Origin of the sequence: Propioniciclava sp. (assembly GCF_036744435.1) — a bacterium.
Lineage (GTDB): Bacteria > Actinomycetota > Actinomycetes > Propionibacteriales > Propionibacteriaceae > Propioniciclava.
Map to the genome: position 1 here is coordinate 1 of NZ_DAIOIA010000126.1, position 8,160 is coordinate 8,160.

General features: G+C 69.4%; 8 protein-coding genes. 6 read left to right on the forward strand and 2 right to left on the reverse strand.

Translation table 11 applies throughout. From position 1 onward, the window contains the following. The coding region (locus V7E09_RS12995; protein WP_324523503.1) for a hypothetical protein at positions 1 to 209 on the reverse strand (209 nt) is incomplete at its 3' end. Between the two features lie 263 nt (positions 210 to 472). On the opposite strand from V7E09_RS12995, the gene V7E09_RS13000 reads away from it, so the two are divergent. The 5 genes from V7E09_RS13000 to V7E09_RS13020 all read left to right on the forward strand — a co-directional run bounded on the left by V7E09_RS13000 (position 473) and on the right by V7E09_RS13020 (position 5,517). Continuing rightward, the gene (locus V7E09_RS13000) at positions 473 to 2,134 is read left to right on the forward strand and encodes an alpha,alpha-phosphotrehalase (protein ID WP_324510702.1); all 1,662 of its coding nucleotides are present in this window, start codon (positions 473 to 475) and stop codon (positions 2,132 to 2,134) included. A gap of 1 nt (position 2,135) precedes the next feature. Continuing rightward, positions 2,136 to 3,059 (forward strand): glucose PTS transporter subunit IIA, encoded by a 924-nt coding sequence (locus tag V7E09_RS13005; RefSeq protein ID WP_324510703.1) that lies wholly within the window; start codon positions 2,136 to 2,138, stop codon positions 3,057 to 3,059. Further along, positions 3,056 to 4,195: a PTS transporter subunit EIIC gene (locus V7E09_RS13010; protein WP_324510704.1), complete on the forward strand. Its 1,140-nt coding sequence runs from the start codon at positions 3,056 to 3,058 to the stop codon at positions 4,193 to 4,195. Before V7E09_RS13005 ends, V7E09_RS13010 begins: the two co-directional genes overlap by 4 nt. 251 nt (positions 4,196 to 4,446) lie before the next feature. Then, on the forward strand, positions 4,447 to 5,061 hold the full coding sequence (locus V7E09_RS13015; protein WP_324510705.1) for an NADPH-dependent F420 reductase: 615 nt from the start codon (positions 4,447 to 4,449) through the stop codon (positions 5,059 to 5,061). Between the two features lie 87 nt (positions 5,062 to 5,148). Then, on the forward strand, positions 5,149 to 5,517 hold the full coding sequence (locus V7E09_RS13020; protein WP_324510706.1) for a winged helix-turn-helix transcriptional regulator: 369 nt from the start codon (positions 5,149 to 5,151) through the stop codon (positions 5,515 to 5,517). Positions 5,518 to 5,527: 10 nt separating this feature from the next. Here the strand turns inward: V7E09_RS13020 and V7E09_RS13025 are convergent, their stop codons facing one another. After that, positions 5,528 to 7,714, reverse strand: a complete 2,187-nt coding sequence (locus V7E09_RS13025) for a SpaA isopeptide-forming pilin-related protein (protein ID WP_324523504.1) — start codon at positions 7,712 to 7,714, stop codon at positions 5,528 to 5,530. Positions 7,715 to 7,793: 79 nt separating this feature from the next. Here V7E09_RS13025 and V7E09_RS13030 point away from each other — a divergent pair. Then, positions 7,794 to 8,160 (forward strand): hypothetical protein (locus V7E09_RS13030; RefSeq protein ID WP_324523505.1); only part of this gene is annotated, 367 nt, incomplete at its 3' end.

Here is an 8,160-nt window from a genome sequence, read left to right on the forward strand (position 1 = left end):
ACGCTCACGCTCGTGAGGTAGGCCCCGACCGGCGCCACCGCGGACGCCGTCAGCATTACGTCGGGGAGGCTCCCGTTCCCCTCCAGTGCTTGCTCGAAGGAGGCATCGCCTTCCACTGCCGCGTACGCGAGCAGTTGTGCTTCATCGGAGAGGCCGGAGCCGTTCAGCTCCCCCACAATCAGGTCCACCAGTGATGACGAAGTATCCATCGCCTGTTCCTTTGTCTGCTCTGACAACGTCGGGGGCCCGGCTGGTCACCTGCGCGGGAGAGACCGTGCCGAGGCGGTTCGGACCTTCGATACTCACGGTAGCCAGAACACGTCCACCGCGTGCTAGGTGCCACAGAATCTGCGGCACCACCCCGTCCCGTCGCCCTGTTGCGTGGCGCGCAACGGTTACGCAAGCACCTACGCAACTGAGGAGGCGATCACCACGCGCACCCTTACGTTGTGGTCGAACAGGAGGAACCACCGTGAGCTTCCGCGATCTCAGCGTGTATCAGATTTACCCCAAGTCGTTCCGGGACTCGACCGGGTCGGGGGTGGGCGATCTGCGCGGCGTCATCGAGAAGGTCGACTACATCGCCTCGCTCGGGGTCGGCATGGTGTGGTTCAACCCGTTCTTCGTGTCCCCGCAGGTCGACAACGGCTACGACGTCGCCGACTACTACGCCATCGACCCGGCGATGGGGACGATGGACGACTTCACCGACCTCGTCGCCGCCCTGAAGCAGCGAGGCATCGGCGTGATGCTCGACATGGTGCTCAACCACACCTCGACGCAGCACGTGTGGTTCCAGCGCGCCCTGGCAGGCGACCCGGCATACCAGGACTTCTACTACCTGCGCGCCGGGCGCGACGAGCGCCTCCCCAACAACTGGACCTCGAAGTTCGGCGGTCCGGCCTGGTCGCCGTTCGGGGACACCGGCCTGTATTACCTGCACCTGTTCGCTCCTGAGCAGGCCGACCTGAACTGGCACAACCCGGCGGTGCGCCGCGAGATGGCCGCCGTGGTCGACTTCTGGCGGCGCCTAGGCGTGACGGGGTTCCGGTTCGACGTCATCAACCTCATCGGCAAACCGTTCGACCTTCCCTCGGCGCCTGCGGGCGTCGACGACCGCGCCATGTACACCGACGGGAACCTGGTCGTCCCGTTCCTGAAGGAACTCCAGGCCGCCTCCTACGGCCTGGACGCCGACGCGGTGACGGTGGGCGAAATGTCGTCGACGACGCTGGAACGCTGCATCGAGTACTCCCGGGCGGACGGCGGGCCGTTGTCGATGGTGTTCAACTTCCACCACCTCAAGGTCGACTACGCGGGCGGTCAGAAGTGGACGAAGGCCCCGTTCGACTTCGCCGCCCTCAAGGGCCTGCTGATGGGCTGGGCCGAGGGCATGGCCGCCGGGAACGGCTGGAACGCCCTGTTCTGGAACAACCACGACCAGCCGCGAGCCGTGGACCGGTTCGGGGACGCCGCCGGTCACCGCGAGGCGTCCGCGACGATGCTCGCGACCGTCATCCACCTGCTGCGCGGGACGCCGTACGTCTACATGGGCGAGGAGATCGGCATGACCGACCCGGCCTACACGTCCATCGACGACTACGTCGACGTCGAGGCCCGCAACGCCTACGGCGCGCTGCTCGCCGCCGGGCACGACGCCGCGGACGCGTTCGCGATCGTCCACGCCAAGGCCCGCGACAATGCCCGGACGCCGATGCAGTGGACGCCCGGGCCGAACGCGGGCTTCACCACCGGGACGCCGTGGCTGGCGCCCACCAACCAGGACACGATCAGCGTGGCCGCCGAGGAGCACGGCGGGGTGATCCTGCCCTACTACCGGCGGCTCATCGCCCTGCGCAAGGAGTTCCCGGTGATCGCCGAGGGCGACGTGCAGGCCTACGCCCACGACCACGACCGCGTCCTGGGCTACACCCGCAGCCTCGGGGAGAACCGCCTGCTGGTGCTGGCCAACTTCTACGGCGAGGACGCCACCCTCGACCTGCCGCCGGAGTTCGCGTCCGCCCGCGTCCTTATCGGCAATCATCCCGACCCGCTCATCGCCGAGGGCCGCATCACGTTGCGTCCCTACGAAGCACAGTCCCTGCTCCTCACCGACGGATCTAAGGAGATCTGACATGACCCAACCCGAGCCGACCGAGCGCATCGTCGCGCCCCTCACCGGCATGCTGGTGCCCCTGGCGGACGTGCCCGACCAGGTGTTCGCCTCCAAGAAGATGGGCGACGGGTTCGCCGTCGATCCCACCGACGGCACCGTCGTCGCGCCCGCCACGGGCACAGTGATGATGGTCGCCAAGACGGGGCACGCGTTCGCCATCAAGACCGCCGCGGGCGTCGAGGTGCTCGTGCACATGGGCATCGACACCGTCGAGCTGGCGGGCAAGCCGTTCGCCCTCACCCTCACCAAGGGCGACGCGGTCGAGGCCGGTCAGCCGGTCGGCACCATGGATCTGGCGCAGATCACCGCCGCGGGCAAGGCCGCCATGACGATGGTGATCTTCACGAACCTGGCCCGCCGCAGGGGCACCCTGGACGTGCGCAGCGGCGCCGTCACCGCCGGGGACGCCGCCGCCACCGTCACGCTGCCCGCCCCCGACGCGCAGCCCGCCACGGGGGCCGCCGAGGTCGCCCCTCCGGACGCCGCGGCGGCCACGGCGGCGGTATCGCTGGAGGCGCCCGCGAACCTGACCGGCTTCGACAAGCTGGCCTACCAGATCGTGGAGGGCGTCGGCGGTGAGGACAACATCCGCAGCTTCCTGCACTGCATCACGCGGGTGCGGTTCTACCTCAAGGATGAATCGCTGGCCCAAGACAAGGCCATCGCCGACCTGGACGGCGTCGTCGACGTCATCAAGGCGGGCGGCCAGTACCAGGTCGTCATCGGCGCCGAGGTGGTCGACGTCTACGACGCCGTGACCCGGCTCGTCGGCGACCCGTCGGGCGACGCGACCGACGCTCCCGAGGTCGAGCGTCCCACGACGGCGATCGGCTGGGTGAAGCACGGGTTCAGCTCGCTGATCGGCGTCACACCGGGTCGATGATCCCCGTGATCGGCCTGCTGGCCGCGTCCGGCATCCTCAAGGGGATCCTGGCGATCCTCACCCAGTTCAACGTGGTCGACTCCGCGTCCTCGACCTACACCCTGATCGACGCCATGTCGTCGTCGATGTTCTTCTTCCTACCGATCATCGTCGGGTTCACCGCCGCCAAGCGGCTCGGCTCGGACCCGATCATCGTGGCGATCATCGGCGGCGTCCTCGTCTACCCGTCGGTGGTGGCGATGGCGAACCCGGACGCCGAGGGGTACCACGTGTACGCCCAGATCGGCTCGACGATCTTCAACGCCGACTTCTTCGGCATCCCGATCGCGCTTCCCGAGAGCAACGCGTACGCCTACTCGATCTTCCCGATCATCGTGGCCGCCTGGCTGACCGCCCGCATCGAGCCCTTCCTGAAGAAGTACATCCCCGCCGTCGTGCGCATGATCTTCGCCCCGCTGCTGGAGGTGTTCATCGTCTCGACGCTGGTGCTGGTCCTGTTCGGCCCGATCATCATGTTCCTGTCCGGCGGCATCGCCAACGGCATCAACTGGGTGCTGGGCACGAACTACACCATCGCCGGGCTGATCATCGGCGGCTTCTATCAGTGCCTGGTCATCTTCGGTCTGCACTGGGCCGTCATCCCGCTGATCGCTGCCCAGATCGCCTCCGACGGCTCCTCCCCGCTGAACGCCATCGTCTCCGCGACGATGATCGCCCAGGGCGGCGGCGCGCTCGCCATCTGGATCAAGACCCGGCAGCTGAAGATCAAGGCGCTCGCCGGACCGGCGACGATCTCCGCGTTCTGCGGCATCACCGAGCCCGCCATGTACGGCCTGAACCTGAAGTACGGCCGGGTGTTCATCACGGCGTCCATCGGCGGCGCGGTGGGCGGCCTGCTGACCGGCCTGCTCAACGTCAACATGTACGGCTTCACCGGGGCGTTCGTCGGCTTCCCGTCGTTCATCAATCCCGCCGGCCTCGATCAGAGTTTCTACGGCTTCTTGATCGCGTCGGCCGCGGCACTGGTGGTGTCGTTCGTGCTCACGTACTACTTCGGCTTCAAGGACTCCGACCTGGACGCCGAGCGCGAGGTCAAGAAGGTCCGCCTGGGACGCCGCGAACCCGCAGGCGTCTGACCCACCCCCCGAGGGGACGCGCAGTCGTCGCCCTCCCCGTGGCCGGGATCCCGCAAGGGTCCCGGCCGCGTCGGCGTCCGGCTCGACCCGTTCAGCGGTGAAGCACACCGGAGGCACTGGCGGGCAGCGGCTCGGTGGCGCATCCGATCTCCCGCCGCACAACAAGGATTGACACTCCCCTCCAGAGTGTTACTCTCTAGTGGAGAGCGAGGCCGGGAGTCGGCGCTCGCGAGAGCGTCAAGGAGCACCACATGAGCACCATCGCATCGGTCACCGTCATCGGGGCCGGCAACATCGGGGCGGCCGTGGCCGGGATCGCGCTGAAGGCCGGCGCGCCCGTTCAGGTCCTGGCCCGGGACGCCGCCAAGGCGTCCGCCATCGACCCGCGCGTCACCGCGGGCACGATCGGAGACGCCATCACCGGCGACATCGTCGTCCTGGCCCTCCCCTACCCGGCCTACGCCGACGTGCTGGCCGCCTACCCGCAGGGGCTCGCTGGGAAGGTCGTCGTCGATCCGAGCAACCCGATCGACTTCGCGACGTTCGACTCCGTCCTGGAGCCCGGATCCTCCGCCGCATCGGAACTGGCCACCCGCCTTCCCGGCGCGGCCGTCGTCAAGGCGTTCAACACCAACTTCGCCGCGACGCTGGCCAGCGGCGTCGCCGGCGACGCGCCGACCACCGTCCTGCTCGCCGGGGACGACGAGGCCAAGAGCGCACTGTCCGCGATCATCGTCGCGGCAGGCCTTCGCGCGGCGGACGCGGGAGCGTTGAAGCGCGCCGTCCAGCTGGAGGCCGTCGGTGCCCTGCAGATCGCCCTCGCCATGGGCGGCCAGACGGCGGGCGGATTCGTCGTCCTGCCGTGAGCGCCGCCGGCGTGCGGGGCCCGGCGAAGAGCCGCCCTCGCACGCCGGTAGTCTCAGCCGTGGCCGTACGCCGAGAGGAGTGACACGATGACGGACGAGGCCTTCGACCCCTACCACCGCGCCTGCCCCTCGCGTCGCCTCCTCAACGAGATCGGCGAACTGTGGACGGTGCTCGTGGTGGGCGCGCTCGCCGAGGGACCGCTGCGCTTCAAGGACGTCGCGGCGCGCGTCGACGGCATCTCTTTCAAAATGCTCACGCAGACTCTGCGGACCCTTGAGCGCGACTCCCTCGTGACGCGCACCCAGTATCCGGAGGTCCCTCCGCGGGTGGAGTACGAACTCACCGCCACCGGACGCGAACTCGTCGCCCCCCTGCGGGCGCTGGAGGACTGGGCGACCTCGCACATGGCCGACATCCTCGCGGCGCGGGAGCGGTTCGACGCCGATCCCGCCTGAAGCGCTGACGTCAGGGGCGAGGGCGGCGCGCCGGCCGGACCCGCTGTCGTACCGCCGCACCGGCGGCGAGAGCCAGCGCTAGCAGCGCCCCGCCCACCAGCAGGTATCCGTCGGCGCCCTGACCCCCGGTGAGCGGCAGGACGACGGGTGGGGCGGTCGCGTTCAGCACCACCCCGACGGCGACGAGGGCTCCCGACCCCGGGGTATCCCCGGCCCCCACCGTGAACGGGATCGGGGTGCTGTTCCGCACGTAGCCGGGCGGCGCGACGGTCTCGTTCAGCGTGTAGGCCCCCCACCCCAGGCCCGTGACGGCGAAGGCCCCGACGGCCGGGTTCTGGTCGGCCCCGGTGCAGGGCGCCAGGACGCAATCGGCGACGGTGAACTGCTGTCCGCCCGGCCCGTCGATCCGCCACGCCGACCCGGCCGGCAGGTCGGCGCCTCCGCCCTCGGCCCGCTTGCTCCAGGTCACCTGGCCGCGCTGAGCCGCGTTGGCGAACGTGCAGGTCACGTCCTGCCCCGCGGTCAGCGTCAGCCTGCCCTGCGCGGTGACCGCGACCGGGGTTCCGCCGGGCAGTGCGACGCACGTCAGTGCCTGTTGGGCGTACCCGGCGACCAGGTCTTCGCTCAACTGGTAGGTGCCGGCGGTCACGTACTGCCCGACGAAGCCGCCGTTGACGTACTGGCTCGCGATCGAGGCGCCCCCCACAATCGGCGCGGCGCGGAGCTTGCCGCCCCAGGCGGACGGCTGCAGGGCATCACTGGACGTCCCGGCCGCGGTGTTGTCGACCTGCTTGGCCAACGTGAGTCGCGTGCAGACGACCCGGTTGGTCACCGTCAGGGTCTGCGCCCCGGCAGCCAGGGTCCCGGTGAAGGTCTGGCTGGTGGTGGTGCTCGTGGTCGCCACCGAGCCAGAGGTCAGGGTCGCGACCGTGGCCTCCTGCTGCCAGGAGCACTGCGCAAGCGCACCCCGGAAGGTCACCGTCTCGGTGACGCCGACCGTGTCGGACCGGAATGCCGCAAGGGCGCCTCCCCAGCCTGGACTCGTCACCCCGGCACCGTTGAGGGTGACGTCGGTGATGCTCGAGGCGACGGCGTCGGCGCCGAACCCGGCCGCCTGGAGCGCCGCCCCCAGACCCGAGTTCGGGATGGTCCCGGAGGGCATGCCGGGGCCCGCGAACACCCACTGCTTCTGCACGGTGAGGGTCGCCGCCACGGGCGTGTTCGTGACGGTGCAGGTGATCGCGCCGTTGGAGACGGAATCGGCCGGGTAGAGCAAGGTGAGGCTGGTCCCGGTACCGGTCGCCACGACGGCACCGGTGACGGCGGCGGTGCATCGCCAACTCGTGTCGTAGCGCGCCAGCCGCGTGCCGGTGTTGCCCGGGAGCTCAGACAGCGCGTACGCGTTGCCGGGGATCACGGGTGCCGGGCCGACTTGGGTGGCCGTCTGCGGCCCGAGCGTCGAGCCGATGGTGGTCGCGCTCTGGGTGCTGTTACCCGATTGGAGACGCACCGTGAACTGGTCCGCGGCCACCGCCCGGCCGGCGATGTTCTTCACGACCGTCAGCGTTCGGGGGCTGACGCAGTTGCCCAGGTCGCCGACCTTGGCCGGGATCGCCCCGCCCGGGCTGTTGAGGGTGAGCGTCGCGCCGATCTGGGCGCCCGAGGAGGGATCGATCTTCAGCAACTGCGCGTCTCCGGAGGTGCTGACCGACACGTACAGGTAGCCGTCGGAGGCGAAAGCGACGCCGTTGGCGTTCGTCTGCGCATTGACCGGGATGCCGACCAGGTCCACCAACTTCGTGGCGACCAGCGTCCGGGCGGCGATCTGTGCCGCGTCCACCCGGAACAGCGAACTCGTCGCCCCGGTCTGGGCGGAGACGAGGAACATGTTGCCCGACCGGTCGAAGTAGAGATCCCCGCCCCCGTAGAGGGCCTGGGAGGACACCGCACTGGTGATGGTGCCCAAGGGATCGTTGGACATCGTCGTCGGGTTGTAGGCGTACAGCACATTGCCGAGCGTGTAGTAGAACTTCTGGTCCAAGGAGTTCCAGCCGCCGCGATAGGAGGCGTCCCCCAGGTAGGTGAACTGCCTATTCGTCACCGTTCCCCCGGCAATGTTGACCGTCGAGAGGTTCAGCCGGTACGACGTGTCGCGCCAGGCAAGAAGCGCCAGCGTTCCGTCGGTGTTCACGTCCATGCTGTAAATCTGCGCGAAATCGGCACCGCTTTGTCCCGAGGGGACAACCACTCCGGGGAATTGACTCTCGGACAGGTTGGTGAGCCGCGTCATGGTCGCAGTGGCCACGTCGATCGAGACCAGATTCGCCCCCACGTTGCCGACCACCCGCCCCGCCGAGCACGCGTCCACCGCCGCTAGGGGCGTCAGGTCGCGCGCCTGGCTGGACGCCTCGGGTGCCTCATCGCGGGTGGCGTCCGGCAGACCGGCCGCGCCGGACGTGCTCGCCGTGGCCGAGCTGGCCCGCGCGGTCGACGTAGGTTGGCTTGCCGTGGACTGGTTGGCGTGCGCGGTCGACGTGGGTTGGCTTGCTGCGGAGGGGCTGGCCTCCGGGGTCGATGAGGACTCGGCAGCCGGCGCGCTCGTCGCGTCGGGACCCGACCCACCGGAGGCGGAACTGGGGGACT

Excerpts from the sequence above, each read along its gene's own strand:
- V7E09_RS13005 (WP_324510703.1), top strand. The coding sequence starts at position 2,136 with ATGACCCAACCCGAGCCGACCGAGCGCATCGTCGCGCCCCTCACCGGC.
- V7E09_RS13010 (WP_324510704.1), top strand. The coding sequence starts at position 3,056 with ATGATCCCCGTGATCGGCCTGCTGGCCGCGTCCGGCATCCTCAAGGGG.
- V7E09_RS13015 (WP_324510705.1), top strand. The coding sequence starts at position 4,447 with ATGAGCACCATCGCATCGGTCACCGTCATCGGGGCCGGCAACATCGGG.
- V7E09_RS13020 (WP_324510706.1), top strand. The coding sequence starts at position 5,149 with ATGACGGACGAGGCCTTCGACCCCTACCACCGCGCCTGCCCCTCGCGT.
- V7E09_RS13025 (WP_324523504.1), bottom strand. The coding sequence starts at position 7,714 with ATGGACGTGAACACCGACGGAACGCTGGCGCTTCTTGCCTGGCGCGAC.